Source organism: Pseudomonas sp. AK181, from assembly GCF_051122975.1.
Lineage (GTDB): Bacteria > Pseudomonadota > Gammaproteobacteria > Pseudomonadales > Pseudomonadaceae > Aquipseudomonas > Aquipseudomonas lactis.
This window is the reverse complement of sequence record NZ_CP146348.1, coordinates 1,634,235-1,652,650: the sequence shown is the minus strand read 5'-3', so window position 1 is coordinate 1,652,650 and position 18,416 is coordinate 1,634,235. Positions and strand designations below refer to the sequence as shown.

17 protein-coding genes are annotated in these 18,416 nt (G+C 56.7%); 13 read left to right on the top strand and 4 right to left on the bottom strand.

The genetic code is table 11. The features are described 5' to 3' along the window. Positions 1 to 18 precede the first annotated feature (18 nt). Positions 19 to 894 carry a helix-turn-helix domain-containing protein gene (locus tag V8689_RS07745; protein ID WP_003189581.1) on the top strand — a complete coding sequence of 292 codons (876 nt, stop codon included), beginning with the start codon at positions 19 to 21 and terminating at the stop codon, positions 892 to 894. Here V8689_RS07745 and V8689_RS07740 read toward each other — a convergent pair. Together V8689_RS07740 and V8689_RS07735 are read right to left on the bottom strand one after the other, a co-directional pair. Beyond that, positions 887 to 1,066 (bottom strand): hypothetical protein, encoded by a 180-nt coding sequence (locus V8689_RS07740; RefSeq protein ID WP_003189580.1) that lies wholly within the window; start codon positions 1,064 to 1,066, stop codon positions 887 to 889. The genes V8689_RS07745 and V8689_RS07740 overlap by 8 nt on opposite strands. 91 nt (positions 1,067 to 1,157) lie before the next feature. After that, positions 1,158 to 2,063, bottom strand: coding sequence for a LysR family transcriptional regulator (locus tag V8689_RS07735; RefSeq protein WP_044273488.1), 906 nt, complete (start codon positions 2,061 to 2,063; stop codon positions 1,158 to 1,160). Between the two features lie 105 nt (positions 2,064 to 2,168). Between V8689_RS07735 and V8689_RS07730 the strand changes: the two genes are divergently transcribed. Beyond that, complete coding sequence (locus V8689_RS07730; protein ID WP_056791728.1) at positions 2,169 to 3,035, top strand: MBL fold metallo-hydrolase; 867 nt, start codon at positions 2,169 to 2,171, stop codon at positions 3,033 to 3,035. A gap of 34 nt (positions 3,036 to 3,069) precedes the next feature. Further along, on the top strand, positions 3,070 to 3,684 hold the full coding sequence (locus V8689_RS07725) for an NAD(P)-dependent oxidoreductase (protein ID WP_056791726.1): 615 nt from the start codon (positions 3,070 to 3,072) through the stop codon (positions 3,682 to 3,684). Positions 3,685 to 4,320: 636 nt separating this feature from the next. Here the strand turns inward: V8689_RS07725 and V8689_RS07720 are convergent. Further along, positions 4,321 to 5,193 carry a LysR substrate-binding domain-containing protein gene (locus V8689_RS07720; protein WP_056791724.1) on the bottom strand — a complete coding sequence of 291 codons (873 nt, stop codon included), beginning with the start codon at positions 5,191 to 5,193 and terminating at the stop codon, positions 4,321 to 4,323. A 111-nt stretch (positions 5,194 to 5,304) separates the two neighbouring features. Between V8689_RS07720 and V8689_RS07715 the strand changes: the two genes are divergently transcribed. The 4 genes from V8689_RS07715 (at position 5,305) to V8689_RS07700 (ending at position 10,788) form a co-directional block, all read left to right on the top strand. Further along, positions 5,305 to 6,927, top strand: a complete 1,623-nt coding sequence (locus V8689_RS07715; protein WP_056791719.1) for a 5-guanidino-2-oxopentanoate decarboxylase — start codon at positions 5,305 to 5,307, stop codon at positions 6,925 to 6,927. 102 nt (positions 6,928 to 7,029) lie between these two features. After that, positions 7,030 to 8,436 (top strand): saccharopine dehydrogenase C-terminal domain-containing protein, encoded by a 1,407-nt coding sequence (locus V8689_RS07710; RefSeq protein ID WP_056791716.1) that lies wholly within the window; start codon positions 7,030 to 7,032, stop codon positions 8,434 to 8,436. Positions 8,437 to 8,527: 91 nt separating this feature from the next. Beyond that, positions 8,528 to 9,715, top strand: a complete 1,188-nt coding sequence (locus V8689_RS07705; protein WP_056791713.1) for a cyanate transporter — start codon at positions 8,528 to 8,530, stop codon at positions 9,713 to 9,715. A gap of 137 nt (positions 9,716 to 9,852) precedes the next feature. After that, a complete protein-coding gene (locus V8689_RS07700; RefSeq protein WP_056791710.1) occupies positions 9,853 to 10,788 on the top strand; it encodes a LysR family transcriptional regulator in 936 nt (311 codons plus the stop codon). 32 nt (positions 10,789 to 10,820) lie between these two features. Here V8689_RS07700 and V8689_RS07695 read toward each other — a convergent pair whose 3' ends face one another. After that, the gene (locus V8689_RS07695) at positions 10,821 to 11,780 is read right to left on the bottom strand and encodes a LysR substrate-binding domain-containing protein (protein WP_081089415.1); all 960 of its coding nucleotides are present in this window, start codon (positions 11,778 to 11,780) and stop codon (positions 10,821 to 10,823) included. Positions 11,781 to 12,058: 278 nt separating this feature from the next. Between V8689_RS07695 and V8689_RS07690 the strand changes: the two genes are divergently transcribed. The 6 genes from V8689_RS07690 to V8689_RS07665 all read left to right on the top strand — a co-directional run bounded on the left by V8689_RS07690 (position 12,059) and on the right by V8689_RS07665 (position 18,175). Then, positions 12,059 to 13,018 carry an isopenicillin N synthase family dioxygenase gene (locus V8689_RS07690; protein ID WP_056791707.1) on the top strand — a complete coding sequence of 320 codons (960 nt, stop codon included), beginning with the start codon at positions 12,059 to 12,061 and terminating at the stop codon, positions 13,016 to 13,018. 14 nt (positions 13,019 to 13,032) lie between these two features. Beyond that, entirely contained in the window at positions 13,033 to 13,569 is a 537-nt protein-coding gene (locus V8689_RS07685; protein WP_056791704.1) for a hypothetical protein, read from the top strand. 146 nt (positions 13,570 to 13,715) lie between these two features. Further along, the gene (locus tag V8689_RS07680; RefSeq protein ID WP_434520697.1) at positions 13,716 to 14,813 is read left to right on the top strand and encodes a fatty acid desaturase family protein; all 1,098 of its coding nucleotides are present in this window, start codon (positions 13,716 to 13,718) and stop codon (positions 14,811 to 14,813) included. A 141-nt stretch (positions 14,814 to 14,954) separates the two neighbouring features. Continuing rightward, positions 14,955 to 15,974, top strand: a complete 1,020-nt coding sequence (locus tag V8689_RS07675) for a TauD/TfdA family dioxygenase (protein ID WP_081089414.1) — start codon at positions 14,955 to 14,957, stop codon at positions 15,972 to 15,974. 18 nt (positions 15,975 to 15,992) lie between these two features. Then, a complete protein-coding gene (locus V8689_RS07670) occupies positions 15,993 to 17,177 on the top strand; it encodes an amidohydrolase family protein (protein WP_056791699.1) in 1,185 nt (394 codons plus the stop codon). Positions 17,178 to 17,218: 41 nt separating this feature from the next. Beyond that, on the top strand, positions 17,219 to 18,175 hold the full coding sequence (locus V8689_RS07665; protein WP_056791696.1) for a hypothetical protein: 957 nt from the start codon (positions 17,219 to 17,221) through the stop codon (positions 18,173 to 18,175). Positions 18,176 to 18,416 lie beyond the last annotated feature (241 nt).

Here is an 18,416-nt window from a genome sequence, read left to right as displayed (position 1 = left end):
GAGTATCGGATTGAAACCATGACCAAAACCGCGATTCCGGTCTTCAAGCTTTACGGGGAAAGCCAGCAGTGGCCGACTCCCGATTTGTTGCACTGCGAAACCATTTCCCGGCGCAGTCGGGAATACCAGTGGGAAATCCAGCCCCACCGGCACGCGGACCTGTGCCAGTTGCTGTATGTACACAAAGGCCAGGCACAACTGGAAATCGAAGGCCAGCGCACCACGCTCAACGAGTCGAGCCTGCAAGTGCTGCCACCGCTGTGCGTGCATGGCTTTCGTTTTTCCGAAGATGTGGAGGGGTTCGTGGTGACGCTTTCGGCGCCGCTGGTCAGCCACTTGCAGGCGCAACTGGGCTCTACCGTCGATGGGCTGCACACCCTGGGCAGTTACCCGGCGGGCAAGGACAGCGATTACTTGAACAGCCTGTTCATGCGTTTGCAGGACGAATACGCCGATGACCAACCGGCACGGGACATGATGCTGCACGCCCTGGTCAGCGTGTTGCTGGTATGGGTCAGCCGTCAGGCGATCCAACGCCGCCATCCACGCGCACCGCGCGGGCGTGAGTACTTTCGCCGGTTTACGCAACTGGTCGAACAGCATTACCGCGAACACCCCAAGATTGAAGACCTGGCCCACAAGCTGGGTATCTCGGTCTCACACTTGAACGGAACGTGTCGGGAGTTGGGTGGGCAACCGGCGTTGCAGATCATGCATGACCGCCAGTTGCTGGAAGCCAAGCGCCTGCTGACCTACACCAGCATGACCATCAACGAGATGTCCGAGGTGTTGGGCTTTTCCGACCCGACCAACTTCTCACGCCTGTTTCGCCGCAGGGTCGGGTTTTCACCCAAGGCGTTTCGGGAGCAACTGAAGGCCGAGCAGCCTACCTGAGTGCGCTGAAACTGCCGGTGCGCGGAACGCATTGGTCCTGATGGCAGCTGATGGCGAACGCCGCCGGCTGCATGCGTGTTTGCTCGACGCGGTAGGCGGCAGTCCCATACAGCGCTGTCGCCAATGCGCAGAGGGTGAAAATGGTCAGGTACTTTCTGGTTTTGATGCTCATGGCACAGACCTCTGAACGGATCTACAGGGTGCTGTTTAAAGCATAGGTCAACTTGCCATGATGCGATGCCATTCAGCGCGCTTATTTCAGCTCAAAGCCCGACGTCCCAAACAGGCTCTTCGGGGAAGCGAAGCACCAGGAAATCCAAGAGGCTGCGCAGCGCCGAGGGCATGTGTTTGCGTGAGGCGTACACCGCGTAAATATTCATTTGCCGTGGCTCGGCGTGCGGCAGCAAGCGTACCAATTCTCCACTGCGGATCAGTTCACCGGCCTGGTAACTGGGCAGCATCGCCACCCCTGCCCCGGCCAGCGTCACGCGCATTAACGTACTGGCCTCGTTGGCCGTGATATTGCCGTGGACCGGCACCGACACGTGTTCGCCATTTTCTTCGAAATGCCACAGGCTCTTGCCGAAGTAAGAGTGGGTCAGGCAGTTGTGCCGGGCCAGGTCTTCGACTTTCTGCGGCGCCGGATGCTCGCGCAGATAGGCCGGTGTGGCGCACACCACCGAGCGACATACGGTCAGGCGCCGGGCGATCAGGTTGGGGTCCAGGTCGTTGCTGGTGCGGATCGCCAGGTCAATGCGCTCGTCCACCAGGTTCACCGTGCGATCGAGCATCTGCAAATCGACCGTCACCAACGGGTAGCGTTTGACGTATTCGGCAATCGCCGCGCCCAGCTGCGCCTGGCCGAACGAGGTGCTGACGCTCAGGCGCAACAGGCCGCGGGGCGCGTCATCGGGCTCGCTGACGGCGGCCTGCATATCCCCACACAAATCCAACAACTGCCGGCAACGTGGCAGCGTTTCCCCCCCGGCGGCGGTGAGGCTGAGCTTGCGCGTGGTGCGGTGCAGCAGGCGTGCGCCCACCCAGTCTTCCAGCTCGGCCAGGTAGCGCGAGACCACCGGGCGCGACAGGTCAAGGTGGTCGGCAGCGGCGGATTGGCTACCCAGGTCCACTACGGTGACAAATACGCGCATTGCTTGAAGACGATCCATGATTTGCCCGCTTTTAGAAACAAACTATGTCCCAGCATCGCATTTTTTGTCGCGTTTTATGCAACTAAGCTCTGTGCATCCCTTACCGATGGCAGGAGCTGCCCGATGTTCTCGACCTTCAAACGCTTGACCCTGGCCACCGCCGCCCTCGCCTTCGCTGCCCACGCAGCGGCGGCAGAGCTGACACTGGACGTGTACAACCCAGGCGAAGCCGCGATCTTCCCGGTCAGTTCGGTGCTGGTGAGCGGCGAGAAAGACGCGATCCTGGTGGATGCGCAATTCGGCAAAGGCCAAGCCGAGCAACTGGTGCAGAAGATCCGCGCCAGCGGCAAGCACCTGACCACCATCTACATCAGCCATGGCGACCCGGACTACTACTTCGGCCTCGACACCCTGACCGCCGCGTTCCCCGACGCCAAGGTGCTGGCGCCACAGCCAGTGGTTGACCATATCAACGCCACCGTCGCCGACAAGCTGGCCTTCTGGGGCCCGAAAATGGGCGCCGACAAACCGGCCAAGACCCTTGTGCCGCAAGTGCTCAAAGGCCACAGCCTGACCCTGGAAGGGCAACAGCTTGAAGTGGTTGGCCTTGACGGCCCGCAGCCGGATCGCAGCTTTGTGTGGATCCCGTCGATCAAGGCCGTGGTCGGTGGTGTGGTGGTCGCTGAAAATATCCACGTGTGGATGGCCGATACCCAGAGCGCGCAATCCCATAAAGACTGGTTGGCTACCCTCAAGCGCATTAAAGACCTGAAGCCGAACACCGTGGTGCCGGGCCATTACCTGGGCAAACCGTCGCTGGCCTCGGTCACCTTCACCGCCGATTACATCAAGGCCTTCGACCTCGAAACCGCCAAGGCCAAGGATTCCGCCGCACTGATTGCGGCCATGAAAAAACGTTACCCCACCCTCGCCGACGAAAGCTCGCTGGAACTGAGCGCCAAAGTCGCCAAGGGCGAAATGAAGTGGTGATTGGTTTTAAACCCTAACCCTGTTGGAGAACATCATGAGCAAGATCGCAATCATTGGTGCCACCGGCCGCGCCGGTAGCCAACTGCTGGAAGAAGCCCTGCGTCGCGGGCATACCGTGACCGCCATCGCCCGCAATACCGACAATCTGGCTGTGCGCCCTGGCGTTACGGTCAAACAGGCCGATGCCCTGGATGCCGAGGCCTTGCAACAGGCCATCAGCGGCAGCGACGTGGTGATCAGCGCCGCGCACTTCTCCACCCTCCCCGCCAGCGCCGTGATCGGCCCGGTGAAAAAGGCCGGCGTGAAACGTTTGTTGGTGGTCGGCGGCGCAGGTTCGCTGCTGTTACCCGATGGCGGGCGCGTGATCGACAGCGAAGGCTTCCCGGCTGAATATAAAGCTGAAGCCAGTGCCGGGGCTGACTTCCTGGAAACGCTGCGCCAGGAAAAGGAGCTGGATTGGACCTTCCTGTCGCCATCGGCCCTGTTCGACGGCACCCAGCGCACCGGCAAATTCCGCCTGGGCAAGGACGATCTGCTGGTGAGCAGTGACGGCACTAGCTCGATCAGTTTTGCCGACTTCGCCATCGCCATGCTGGATGAAGTGGAAAACCCGAAGCACTCGCGCCAGCGCTTCACCGTCGGCTACTGACCCAACGCTAACCACGATGCGAAGCGAGCCGCTCTTGATCTGCTTTTGATCTTGATCTTAAGCGCCCCGTCAAACCACGCTGGCCGGAATTCGACAGGGATTTGGGGGGTAAACCGGCAGGGATGCCGGTTTAGCCGCCCCGCGCCATGGATGGCGCGTGGCGGCGGCCCCCCAAATCACTGGCGGATTACGGGCACACCGAGCCCAAGCGAGGTGCCGAGTGGTGGGGCAAGAGCCCTTTTGGTTACTTTTGGGGCTCTTTTCCAAAAGTGACCCGCTGTCAGAGCGGAACCCTAAGCGGCCGTTACCGCAGCAATGGATATGTACACAATCCAACTGTGTTGACCGCCAAGCCGCCTTCGCGAGCAAGCCCGCACACAGTTAGATCGTGGGGTGTCAGGTGGATAGGCGTTGGCTTTCAGCGCGTCATCGCAGGCAAGCCTGCTCCCACAGTGGGATCGTTGGGGTGTCTGGTAAATAGGCGTTGGCTTTCAGGGCGTCATCGCAGGCAAGCCAGCTCCCACATCTGGATCGTCGGGGTGTCAGGTAGATAGGTGTCGGCTTTCAGGGCGCCATCGCAGGCAAGCCAGCTCCCACAGTTGGATCGCGGCGAGTCAGTTAGATAGGCGTCGGCGGTCATCCCACACTGGCCTCACTGACCAACCAATCCATCAGCTCGACCAACCCAACCGACGGTTCCTTGCCCGGCGGATACACCAAGTAATACCCCATCCCCGTCGACACCCGCAGCTCAAACGGCATCGCCAACCGCCCCGCCTTCAGATCCTCGCCAATCAACGCACTGTCGCCCATCGCCACCCCGGTGCCCTGGGACGCCACAGTCATTGCCAAGTCCAACGTTTCGAAGTGATGCCGTTGGATGGGATCGCTCAAGCAAGCATTGGCAGCCTTGAGCCACAACGCCCAGTCGCGCTCGTCCCGGGTCGGATGCAACAGCACCTGGTGCTGCAAATCCTGAGGCGTATGCAAGCTACCCAACAACCCAGGCACGCAGACCGGCGTTAGGCGCTCGTCGAATAAGTGCCGCGCCTCGGCGGACTGCTCGGCGATGGGCCCGTAGATCACCGCCGCGTCAAACGTCTCACGACGAAAGTCGACGTTATAGGCCACCGTCGTGGTGAGCTCCACCGGCACATCCGGGCGTTCTTTTTGCCATTGCAGCAAGCGCGGCAACAACCAGCGCATCACGCAGGTGGACGCTTTGAGCTGCAAGGTTCGGCGCCGCTCACCGATATGTTCCACCGCGTCAGCGAGCAAGCCGAACACCTGTTGTGCGCACGCCAGCCATTCGCGCCCCTCGTCCGTCAGGCTCAAGCCCCGCGCCTGGCGCTGGAACAACGCATAGCCCAACTGGCTTTCCAGCCCAGCCACCTGCCGACTCACCGCGCCCTGGGTGATGTGCAGGTGTTCGGCGGCACGGGTGAAGTTGCAGCACTGGGCCGTGACCCAGAAGGTGTGCAACGCAGGTAACGGTGGGAGGCGTTTCATCGGGGCGCAGCCATGACGGGAGGACATGGCGAGTATGACTTTTTATCGATTGTTGCCGCCACCAGCCAACCGCTCCAATAGCGCTTCGAATCCCTCATAAGAGCGACCTGTATGGCGACCTGCGGCGAAGTATTGGTGCACCTTTTGGAACGCTACGGCGTGGACCACGTGTTCGGCATCCCCGGCGTGCACACCGTGGAGCTGTACCGGGGTTTGGCGCGCTCCAGCATCCGGCACGTCACCCCGCGCCACGAACAGGGCGCCGGCTTCATGGCCGACGGCTATGCGCGCACCCGTGGCAAGCCCGGCGTGTGCTTTATCATCACCGGCCCCGGCATGACCAATATCACCACAGCCATGGGCCAAGCCTATGCCGACTCGATCCCGATGCTGGTGATATCCAGCGTGCAGTCACGCAGCCAACTGGGCGGCGGGCGCGGCAAGTTGCATGAGCTGCCCAACCAGAGCGCGCTGGTGGCCGGGGTGGCGGCGTTCTCCCACACCTTGATGTCGGCGGCGGAGCTGCCAAGTGTGTTGGCGCGGGCGTTTGCGGTGTTCCAGGCCGGCCGGCCGCGCCCGGTGCATATCGAGATTCCTCTGGATGTACTGGTGGAAAATGCCGACGCGTTGCTGGGCAGCACGCCTGTCAGCGTCGCCCGCGCTGGCGCAGCACCAGGGGCCGTGCAGCAGATGAGCCAGAGGCTGGCTGCGGCCAAACACCCGTTGATCCTGGCCGGTGGCGGCGCCATTGACGCAGCCGCCGAACTGACCCGACTCGCAGAAGCCCTCGGCGCGCCCGTGGCCTTGACCATTAACGCCAAGGGCCTGTTGCCCGCCGCGCATCCGCTGCTAATCGGCTCCACGCAAACCCTGATCGCCACCCGTGCCTTGGTGGCTGAAGCCGACGTGGTGCTGGCCATCGGCACGGAATTGGCCGAAACCGATTACGACGTCACCTTCGCCGGCGGCTTCGACATTCCCGGCGCGCTGCTGCGCGTTGATATCGACCCGGACCAGACCGTGCGCAACTACCCGCCTCACGTTGCGCTAGTGGCCGACGCACGCATCGCCGCCCAGGCCCTGCTCACCGAAGTGAACCGCCAGCCATTGGCGCCTCGCACGCCCGACTGGGGCACCGCACGCGTCGCCCGCTTGTGGGCCGAGCTGGAACCTACGTGGGACGCTGCGACGCGTGTGCAAACCCGGTTTCTCAACACCGTTCTGGAGGAACTGCCCGGCGTGGTGTTCGTGGGCGACTCTACTCAACCGGTGTACAGCGGCAACCTGACCCTGAACCTCGACCACCCACGCCGCTGGTTCAACGCCTCCACCGGGTACGGCACCCTGGGTTATGCCCTGCCCGCCGCCATTGGCGCCTGGCTCGGGCGCGGCGATGGCCAACCGGTGGTGTGCCTGATCGGCGACGGCGGGCTGCAATTCACCCTGCCGGAACTGGCCAGCGCGGTGGAGGCGCGTACACCGGTGATCGTGCTGTTGTGGAATAACCAGGGTTATGAAGAGATCAAGAAGTACATGGTCAACCGTGCCATCGAGCCGGTGGGTGTGGACATCTACACACCGGACTTTATCGGCGTGGCCAAGGCCCTGGGCTGTGCGGCAGAAAGCATCCGTGGCATCGAACATTTGCGTACCGCATTGCGTGCCGCTGCTGATCGAGAGGGACCGACACTCATCGAAATTGACCAAAAGCTGTGGATGCACAATGGGATTTGAGCCTTGAATCACTCACGCTTCCTGTGAGTTCTGACAGTAGACGCACTCGCGCGAAGCCATAACACTCAAGCCATGCACAATGCCAATGCACAATGAGGCAACATGGCTAGGGCATCGATATTTTCCGGCAACCTCGTAGTGATTGGCTTTGGCTCCATCGCCAAAGCCACGCTGGCGTTATTGCTACAACAGGACACACTGATCCTGCGCACCATCACCGTCATTGCGCCCATCCTTGACCAATCCCCATGGTTTGAAGCCCAGGGCATTGCCTTTATCAAAGCGCACTTGGACAAAGACAACTACGAAGACTTGCTCGACCGACATGTGGACCCCGGCGACTTCCTGCTCAATTTATCCGTGGACGTCAGCTCTATCGCCTTGATGACGTATGCCGCGAATGCGGGCGTGTTGTACCTCGATACCTGTATCGAACCCTGGGCCGGCGGTTATACCGACCCATCACTGTCTAGCGCCCGACGCACCAATTACGCCTTGCGCCAGCAGATGCTCAAACTGCGCAAGCAGCTCGGCGAGGGGCCTACGGCGGTGGTGGCCCATGGTGCCAACCCAGGCTTGATTTCGCACTTGCTCAAGGCCGGCCTTCTGAGATTGGCCGACGAGCTCAAACACCCGGCGCCCGTCGCTGACGGTCAAGTGCAGTGGGCCCGCCTGGCGATGCAGATGGGAGTCAAGGTGGTGCACATCGCCGAGCACGATACGCAACGCTCCACCCAGCCCAAACAAAGTGGAGAGTTCGTCAATACCTGGTCGGTCGACGGCTTTATCAGCGAGGGCGGACAGCCGGCAGAGTTGGCATGGGGCACCCATGAGCGAAACTGGCGCAAGGACGCGCGGCGTCATCGCAGCGGTTCAAAAAACTCGATCTACCTGGATCAGCCCAGCGCCACCGTGTCGTTGAAAACCTGGACACCTGTGGAGGGGAGCTGCCTGGGCCTGCTGATTACCCACCATGAAACCTGTTCATTGGCCGACTGCTTAACGCTACGCGAACACGGCGATGTGATTTATCGGCCCACACTGCACTATGCCTACCGCTGCTGCGACGAGGCGTTATTGTCGATCAATGAATTGATCGGTAACAACTGGCAGCCTCCGCGCACTAAACGGGTAATGAGCAATGATGTTGCCGCCGGCGGCGTCGATGCACTCGGGGTATTGCTCATGGGGCATGCCCTGAATGCCTATTGGTTTGGCTCAATGCTGTCGGTTGACCAGGCGCGGGCCCTAGTGCCGTTCAATACGGCCACCAGCCTGCAGGTCGCTGCGGGGGTGTTCGCGGCAATGGTATGGGCGGTGCGCAATCCCGACCGCGGTATTGTCGAGGCCGAGGATATGGACCACGTGCGCATCCTGGACACGGCCAGTCCCTACCTGGGGACTGTGCTTGCACAGCAGACTGACTGGCGGCCGACCACCACAGGCACGCCGGACAAAAGCGACGATGTTGAGTACCCATGGCAATTTGCACAGTTCGCAGGGGCCTGAATCGTTTTTTTCAATAGCCTCTGCGACTTTCTGATTTGCCCCGCTACACGCTGCATGGCCTGATTCGCCCTTGTTCATTCAAGGCAAGCCCATGGAAAACGTTCAGGCAAAATCCACCACCGCCGTATGGCTGATGGTCAGCGTGGTGCTCGTCGCCCTCAACTTGCGCCCCTCGATGGCAGCCGTGGGGCCGCTGCTGGCGTCGATTCGCGCGGATGTGCCGCTGAGTTTCAGCAGCGCCGCCTTACTGACCATGTTGCCGGTCATGGCCATGGGCCTGGCGATGTTCTTCGGCATGGGCCTGGCCAAGCGCGTGGGCGAGCATCGCAGCATTGTGCTGTCGCTGCTGGTGATTGGGCTGGCGACTGTGTCGCGGCTGTTCCTGGATTCGGCGCTGGAGCTGATCGTGAGTGCCATTGCCGCGGGAGTCGGCATTGCGCTGATCCAGGCGTTGATGCCGGCGCTGATCAAGTCGCGGTTCAGCGCCAATGTCTCGTTATTCATGGGCCTGTATGTCACCGCGATCATGGGCGGCGCGGCCCTGGCAGCTTCGTTCTCACCGTTGGTACAAGCCCGGACCGGCAGTTGGCGTATCGGCCTGGCGATCTGGGCAGTGCTGGCGTTGCTGGCCCTGGTGTTCTGGTATGCCCAGCGTTCGGCCCTGCCGCCCTTGCCTCAAGCCGGTTCGGGGCCCCAGGAGGTATTTTTCAGCAACCGCCGCGCCTGGTTGCTGGCGATCTTTTTTGGCCTCGGCACCGCGTCCTACACCTGCGTGCTGGCGTGGCTGGCACCGTACTACGTCGAGCAGGGTTGGAGTGAACAGAATGCCGGCTTGCTGCTGGGTTTCTTGACCGCCATGGAAGTGATCTCCGGCCTGGTCACCCCGGCCATCGCCAACCGTCGCCAGGATAAACGCGCAGTGGTGGCGGTGCTGCTGGTGCTGATCATCCTGGGGTTTTGCGGCCTCATTCTCAGCCCGCAACACTGGAGCCTGTTGTGGCCCTGCCTGCTCGGCCTGGGCATTGGTGGCCTGTTCCCGATGAGCCTGATCCTGTCCCTGGACCACCTCGACAACCCGCGCCGCGCCGGTGGCCTTACCGCGTTTGTGCAGGGCATCGGTTATCTGATCGCCGGCCTGTCGCCGCTGATCGCCGGCATGATCCGCGACCAGTTGGGCAGCTTCGAATGGGCCTGGTGGTCATTGATGGCCGTGAGCGGGCTGATGCTGCTGATCGTCATGCGTTTCAACCCGGCGCATTACGCATGGCATATCCGCTGACGTCGTATTGCAAACACTTTTTGTCCCACACAAAACATTGAAAGGTCCTACAGAGCTTTCTATTGGTACGAGCGTTCCGTTAACATTTTGCTCAGTCTTGTACTGAGTTCGGTACAAAGGGTTTACGGACGAAACCGATGCTAAACAGTAACTTGCTCAGAAAGCTCGATATGCAGGATTTGATGGTGTTTATCGCCGTCTACGACCAGAGCAGCGTTACCGAGGTGTCCGAAACGCTGTTCGTCAGCCAGTCCACCGTGAGCTATAGCCTGAAGAAACTGCGCACCAGTTTTCAAGATGAGCTGTTTATCAACACCCGTGCAGGCATGCGTCCTACGTACAAAGCCACCACCATGTACGAGCATGTGCAGAAGATTCTGGAAAGCATCAACCTGTGCCACGCGGGTGGCCAGGCGTTCGACCCGACCCAACAGGCGGTGACCTTCAATGTGTGCGCGCCGGAGTATTTCGAACAGTTGATCCTGCCGCGCCTGCTCAAGCGCTTCGACCATGCCGACCTGCCGGTAATCGTCAATGTGCAGAAGCTGGAAACCGAGATCCCCGCCGACGACCTGCGTGAAGGTCGCTTGGACCTGGTGATCTGCTTCGGCCCGCACTTTCACCGCGCCCACAAAGACTTCAAGACCCAGATGCTGTTGGAGGACGACTTGGTCTGCGTGTGCGACCAACGCTCGGCGCCAAGGGAACAGGCGTTCAGCCTGCAATCCTTCGTTGAGCGGCGCCACGTATTCCCCACGCCGTGGACCTCCGACACCAACATGATCGACGGCTGGCTCGCGCGCCAGGCCCGCAAACGCCAAGTGATCGCGCGGGCCAACAGCTACAGCGCGGCATTGAAGATGATTGCCGGCACCGATTTCATCGTCACCCTGCCCCGCCGTGTGCAAAAGTTGCTGGCGCCAGCGCCGGCATTCGGCGTTTGCGAAGCCCCCAATGGGTTGCCGGGCTTCACCCTGGATATGCAGTGGAACGAAACCAGTGGGCAGGACAGCGCCAATACCTGGTTTCGGGAACAAGTGGTGAAGGTGTGTGCGGATCAGGGTTTGTTGTAGGATCGCGCCTGCTCCAGCTCTCCACACCCTGATCAGATAGCCAGTGACGTTCGGCGCTTAGTGACAGCCTGCGACGCGTCATCCCGAGCGACAGGGTAATCGGCATGGCAGTCTGCTATTACTTTTACCATCCATGCCAGAAACTGCTTTACGGCCCCTGAACGCTCACGCCCCGGCACGCACACAGCTGAAAACTGCGCGCCCGGGATCTTGATGTCGGGTCTGTAAGGAATCAGCAATCCATTCGCAACATAGTCTGCAGCCAAGACCGTGCTCGCCAACGTCAAGCCATGCCCGGCAATAGCGGCCTGGAGCGCAAAATGCTCATCGTTGTATTCACGATAGACCGCGTTTGATAGCCAACTTTCATGATTCGCAGCCGCGCACCAGGACGCCCAACTAATTGAAGCGGGCGATGACGTAGCCCAACGTATATTTATAAGTTTCAACGAAGTTTCAGCTTCTTCTTGCTTCCAATGGGCGTGGGAGAAAACACCAAACTGTTCGCGCATAAGCGCGTGGCTGTACAAGTCTGGGAAATCGCGAAACCCACAACGAATAGCTAAATCAACAGATGAGTCACGAAATAAATCCACCACTTCATTATTGGTTTCAACACTGACATGGATGTCTGGATGTTCACTATAAAATTTCGCCAGCCGAGGAATCAACCATAAAGATGCAAATGCCGGCGTGGTAGAAACTCGGAGTGTGTTGGAGTCGGCAGGTGGCTTAAGCGACGACATACTACTGCTTATATCCAGGAAAGAAAGATGCACCTTTGAATATAGCCTCTCACCGTTCGCAGTGAGTTGAACACCGTGGGGTGTGCGTACAAAAAGCATACTGCCTAGTAAGTTTTCAAGTGTTTTTATTTGTTGTGATACTGCCGCTGGGGTGACAAATAACTCCGCGGAGGCTGCTTTAAACCCACCGAGCCTTGCGGCAGATTCAAATGCACGAATGGCTGTCAACGGCAATTTTGCGAACATTAATCAATCCCCCTTCCATGGTAAAAAAACTAAGCCAAGCTTACTTTATCTGATTTGCCTTCGCTTTCATAGAAGTGAATTCTAGGCTACGCCACCTAGCCTGTAACAGGAGGCGCGCCGATCGAGAACGTCGAATGCTTACTGACAGCGCTTGCGGGTTGGCGGAATTCCTTAGTCTAAATAAATGACACTGGCCTATATACGGTCTATCCCAGAGTGCACTTCAGCATTCATGGAGTAGGTCTCGTTGCGCCTTTGTTAGATCAAACGGTGCATTCATGGAAAAGAACATACCTATCATTGACGTCGGTAGTTTGACGCAAGGAGCAGAGATATCACCACGTCTAGTCAAGGAGATCGACAAGGCATGCAGGGAGGTCGGATTCTTCACCGTCGTCAATCACGGTGTGGATGACACGCTTATTTCAACTGTCTTCTCGCAAATAGAATCGTTTTTCGACCTGCCTGTTCAGGCCAAGGAAAAAATCGAAATTCATAAATCTCCCTATATGCGTGGCTACTTTAGCGAAGGCGCTGATAAGTCGGATGGCATATTGGGCGATGTCAAAGAGGGTTTTGACATGGCAGCGGACTTGTCACTTGACGACGCGTTCGTAAAAGCCAAATTACCTTTTTACGGCCCCAATGTATGGCCAGAAGAATTGCCCGACTTCAAGCTTGCGATGACGGAATATCACTCGCAAATGCTCACGTTCGGAAAAAAACTGCTAAACGTATTTGCCCTTGCGCTCAATATGCCGATCGATTACTTCGATGATAAATTCAAGAAGCCGATGGCCCAATTGAGAGTCCTGCGTTATCCCTCCACTCAATATACACAGGGAGCGCCGATGGGTGCTGGAGAGCACACAGACTTCGGCTGGATAACCATGATCTCGGAAAGTGCCACCGGGGGGTTGGAGGTACAGAGTGCTAACGGCACCTGGATCAAAGTCAAACCCATCCCAAATGCCTTTGTCGTCAATGTCGGGGATCTAATGTCTCGCTGGACGAATGACCGTTATAAGGCAACGCTGCATCGAGTGATCAATACCTCTGGCCAATTACGCCACTCGGCGGCGTTTTTTATGGATCCAGACTACACCGCGAAAGTGGAGTGCCTGCCCAGCTGTTGCGCAGAGGGCAGCCCTGCGAAATACAGAGCGATCATCGCGGGTGAATACATGGACCAGAGGTTCTTGGAAACCACCACATTTCGTGAACTTGAACCCAACTAGTAGGAGTATTGAACGTGCTAGGTAAAGAATACACATTCTATCTTTCAGCGATCGTAGCGATACTGGGCACCGTGGGCTATCACATGCTCATGAAGAAAATACCGTCTACGATCAACCCCTTGGTTTCAATTGTCAGTATTTATGTGGCGATCGTTATTCTGTCCACTTTGATGTTGCCGTTTTTTTTGGGCAGTGGAACATTACTCGCGGGCTTGAAGCAAATGACCTGGCTTCAGGGAGGCATCGCGTTTTGCATCTTAATGATGGAAATCGGCTTCTTGATGATGTATCGCAGTGGATGGGACCTCAGTACGGGCAATATCGTTACCGGCGCCATTATCAACATTGCGCTCGGCTTCATCGGTGTATTTCTGCTTAAAGAAGGACTCTCCTATTTAAACATTGCCGGTGTTTTATTGTGCATCGTCGGCGTGATACTGATCGGCTACAAATCCAGTAGCGCCGATGAACCCTCGGGCACGGATACTCACGCTACGGTCTCGCTAGTGCCGCCTTCACTGGCGCCAGATGCAACAGCAAAAGAACCCTAGCCACCCGTACACCTGCAATACATCTTTGGCATTGTGTGTGCACTTATATTCGAGCCCGCCGTCAGTGCGCACGGAACTGATTACGCCTGTCCAGGCATGATCCGTTGTTCAATGCTAGCCCGCAAACCAGCTCAATAAGCGTTTCAGTGAATTTTGCTCTTGAAGGTGATGAGATGCCTTTACTGTATGCTGATAATTATCTGCGCGCCATCAAAGACGCCAACGTGAAAACCCTGCTTATTTCAATAGCGAAAGAGCGGAAACTATTGCCATCAGTGATGGTACTAAGTGTGATAGCAACCTTCACTGCATGGGGCATATTCCTGGCGTATACTCAACAGATCGTTGCGGTACTCGGCGCGATTATCTTAATTGCCCTTGCGAAGATCTGGTCCTGGTACCTGAGCCACGATTGCGCGCACAATTCTGTTTTCAAGTCGAAGAAAGTCAATGCTGTCGTCGGAGAGTTGTTGTCTTTCCTTAACGGCCTCTCTTTCTTTTCATTTGAAGACTATAGAAAAGATCATGTTCGCCATCATGCCGAAAAAATCGATATCGGTGGGTTCGATAGTGGTCACTTTGCTGTCGCTCATCCAAGGCTATTTAGTGCGATCATTGTTGCAGAAAAAATATACCTTCCCGCCTTCTACTATTTGATCAAGCTTACCAATATTTACGCTGTGATATTCAGTGGCCGCAGGCGCGAGGTTACAAGGGGTATTGGAAGCCTGTGCATTTACGTTGTAGCCTTTGCTACATTTGCCCGGTTCTCCCTGATGCTTGTGCTGGTATGGCAAGCCTCCTCCTTCCTGAGGATACACATCGTACGATTCGTCGACTGTTTCCAGCATTCTTTCCAGCAGGTGTATACGGAGGGAGAAAAGCTAACCCATGGAAAACACTACGAAATCCAAAATACCTTCTCCGTACCGGTGGCAAGAAAGTTCACCTTCCTCAATCTGATTATTTTGAACTTTGGTTATCACGCGGCCCACCACTGCTTTCCAACGTGCCCTTGGTATATGTTGCCACACCTTGAAGCTGCAATAATCAAACAGTTGAGGCTTTACGGAGTATCTGACACAAGAGAAGAAAGCACGCCATTCTTCAACTTCTTGACTGCCTATCATCGTGGGCGATTATCAAGAATCATCAGCACCGATGAAGGACAACCCTATGATGCGGATGGCCAATTTACCACCCATCACTTCACCGGGGCTTACACCGATAAGCTCTTAGGTTGAATCACCCACTCAGGTCGGGCCTTATCAAAGCATGGACACTGTCAGGTCGTGCTTACGGAGCCCCCACCTCAGCGCTTGAAAGTCGTAATTTACTTATAACTCAACTCATGACAAATCAATCAGACCTTTAAAGGAGTGTGTGTGGACGATTCATGTGCAGACGCCAACAGCTTCTGGCTGACGGCCGTTGAAAAAGAGAGTATTCGGGACGCGCTCATAGACATTTGTTACGAGCCAACAGGAGGGCGAGACTACATCCACCTCATTCGGATGACCGCTTATCAAAAGTTTCCCGCACGTCTTCTAAAAAAGCTTGAATCACTTAAAGATGACGATGCTTCTTATTGTGTATTCGAGAACCTTCCGATTGATGACACATTTGGCAGCCCGCAAGGCGACGCTAATAGCTTGAACTTCAAAAGTGGTTATCTTTCTGAAAATGTGCTTGTTGCCCTGGGCAGTTTGATAGCGGAGCCCTACTCCATCAAGCATGAGGGGCCAAAACTGGTCAATGACTTGGTACCGCATCCGGAGGCCGTAGGCGAGTATACCGGCAACGGTTCGGACCTGGAGTTGGACCTGCACACCGAAAATGCCTTTCAGGCTTATGACTCCCGTGGAGACACCTCGCCGCTGGCTCTTTTGCTTCTCGGCGTTCGCGGTGACCCTGCCGGGGTGGGCCCTAAAACCTGGGTTGCCGATGCGAGGGAAGCCCTTCAGGCTCTGGAACAGGCCGATATTGAAATCCTCTATGGCAAACATTTCATCATTCGTCAGCCCTACCGCTGGAGGAACAGTACCGCAGGCGCGAAAGAAACTCATGTATACCCAATTCTGAGCGGCCCGCTGACTCACCCTAGAGTCACTGCTGCGTTTTACCCGGACATGGTAATTGCCGCTGATCACGAAGCACAAAATACCCTGTTGAGGTTTTACAACGCGCTTAAAAGCGTAGCGCGGCCGCTGGACATTCAACCTGGCAAGTTGGTGTACATCAACAATCGTTTCATGCTCCATTCGCGTGATAAGTTCACCCCCAGTTTCGATCCAGAGGGGCATGCGTATCGTTGGATCCAGCGCTTGTTCATCACTAACAACTTGTGGAACTTCCGCTCATTCAACAAATGTGGCGCGCGAATCTTCGAACCCGTTACTCGATGATATAAAGAGATAATTTAAATGTCGAACCATAAGCCATATACGTCAATCATTCATAATATAGGCACTTTTCTCACGGGTGATCTCGCGACCCCACTCATTACTGCAGATACCCTCGTCAGTGTTGATGGAATGATCACCTACGTGGGTCAGGCGGTAGATGTAGATTTTTCACACGCAGACCTGCTGATTGACGCCAAACAGAGCACGGTCATGCCAGGCTTGATCGACAACCACACTCACCCGACCCTGGGTGAGTACAGCCCGCGCTCTGGCAACCACAATTGGATCTGGCACTCCTTGCAGGGCGGCGTGACGACCATGATCTCTGCCGGGGAAGTGCACGTTCCGGGGCTACCGACCGACAGACTCGGTACTATCGCCATGGCAATCGCAGCGCAGCGCTCTTTCTCCAATGCACGCCCTAGCGGAATAAAAATGGAAGCCGGCGCGCCACTGCTCAACGATGAATTTTCGGATCAGGACTTCGCCGAAATGGTTGCTCAAGGCATCAACCAACTGGGAGAGGTCGGGATAGGCCCTGTCAAGTCAGTCAGTCGTGCAGCTGAATTGGTCAAAATGGCTCGCAAACATGGCATGACCTCGATCACCCACACGGGCGGTCCTTCAATTTCTACCTCCCAGAGCATGGGCGCAGAAGAAATCCTTGAAATTGCGCCCGATATCATCGGGCATATCAATGGCGGCTATACCGCACTGGCACCCAGCCAAATCAGATGCCTGTGTGAAGGCTGTCTGGGTGCCTTGGAAATCGTACATAACGGGAACGAGTTCGCGGCGGTCACCACCCTGAATTACGCACGAGAAATGAACCAACTGGACCGTATCGTCATTGGCACAGATTCTCCTGCCGGATGTGGAGTTCCCGCGCTTGGCATGCTCAGGGCAATTGCCTTGCTCAGTAGTTTCGGCGACGTTCCACCGGAAAAGGCCGTCTGCTTCGCAACGGGTAACACCGCCAAGGTGCGAAAGTTGAACCGCGGGATTCTGGGCGTCGGAAGAGAAGCCGACATTCTGATCGCCTGCGGACCTTTGGGAGGAGCGCAACCCAGCGTACTTGGAAGTTTCAGCAGTGGTGACCTTCCGAGTATTACCTCGATTCTGATCGACGGGCGCCTGGTCGTGAGGCAATCCAAGAACTCGCCACCGCCATCTGTCACACCTGAAATAACTCTGCGTACCTAATAGCAGCGTCCCGAAAGGGACGTCGCCTCGAGAGCACTCATATGCATAGAATTCTGCCCGAAATTACGCGCAGAGGGCCTACCGTACTTGCATGCGGTTGCGCAATTGGATTGGCTATTCCCTACCTTGCAGACTTGGCGAGGCCGTTGCTCCCCGTCATGGTGTTCATATTTGTCTTGGGCACTCTCCTGCGTATTAACAACGCTGAAGTCATCACTGCAGCAAGAAACTTGAAAATATCCCTGATATTTCCAGCCCTGATGGTGGTGGCTTGCCCTTATATTTTTGGAATGCTTTCGCTTTACCTCACCGGCAATCAAGAACTATCCCTTGCGATAGCCATCGCTGTTGCCGCCCCGCCCGCCAGCGGAAATGCAGCCGTCGCAAGAATGCTCGGGCTTGACCCTTCCATGTCGTTGGTGACTGCACTCTGCTCAATGGCAATTATCCCTGTCACCGCTCCGCTGATACTCCACCTATTCGCTGATGGCCTTTCACTCTCCTTGAACCCTGTTGATCTGGCGATCAGACTGGCCGTGTTGATAGGAGGCGCCGAAGGCGCTGCTATTTTGATACGTCGTTTTTCGCACACCTTCGTCGCCACGCACGGCCTGGCTATTGACGGTATTGTCGTCATCGCGCTTTTCCTCTTTGCAGTAGGCACGATGGCGGGCATGCAGCAGGTAATCCTGGAGACCCCTTCGTTGGCCATCTCAATGATCGCTATCGCCTACTGCATCAACGTCTGCCTGCAGCTTCTCATGGGCTGTTTATATCCCGGATCGTTGATCTCCAAGTTCACCATGGCACTCAACGGTGGCAATAGAAATGTTGGACTATTATGGTCTGCTCTTGGTGTCAGCTTATCGCCCACAATGGCGTTGTATTTTGCATGCTGCCAACTGCCTATTCACACCATGCCGAAGATATTGCAGTTTGTTTTACCCAAAATTGAAAGCTATTTGAACAAACTGGTTTTAAGCAAGCATCGAATCTGAGCTATTACCGCCCTGGAACTGCATAAAAATGATACTCACGCCAGAAAATATCAGGCAGATTGCCGAACGCTCTTCGCTGGAGTCTACTGCCTGCTCTTGTGTTCGGGGCTTGTCGCAGGGGTGGGAAACCTTACCCAAAACACTCGAAGCGAGCAGCCTATTGCGCTTCATAGGCGAAATCTCGACCGATAGGGCACAAGAACTCAGCCTTGAGGAATACCACCCGAACGGTACCCATTTC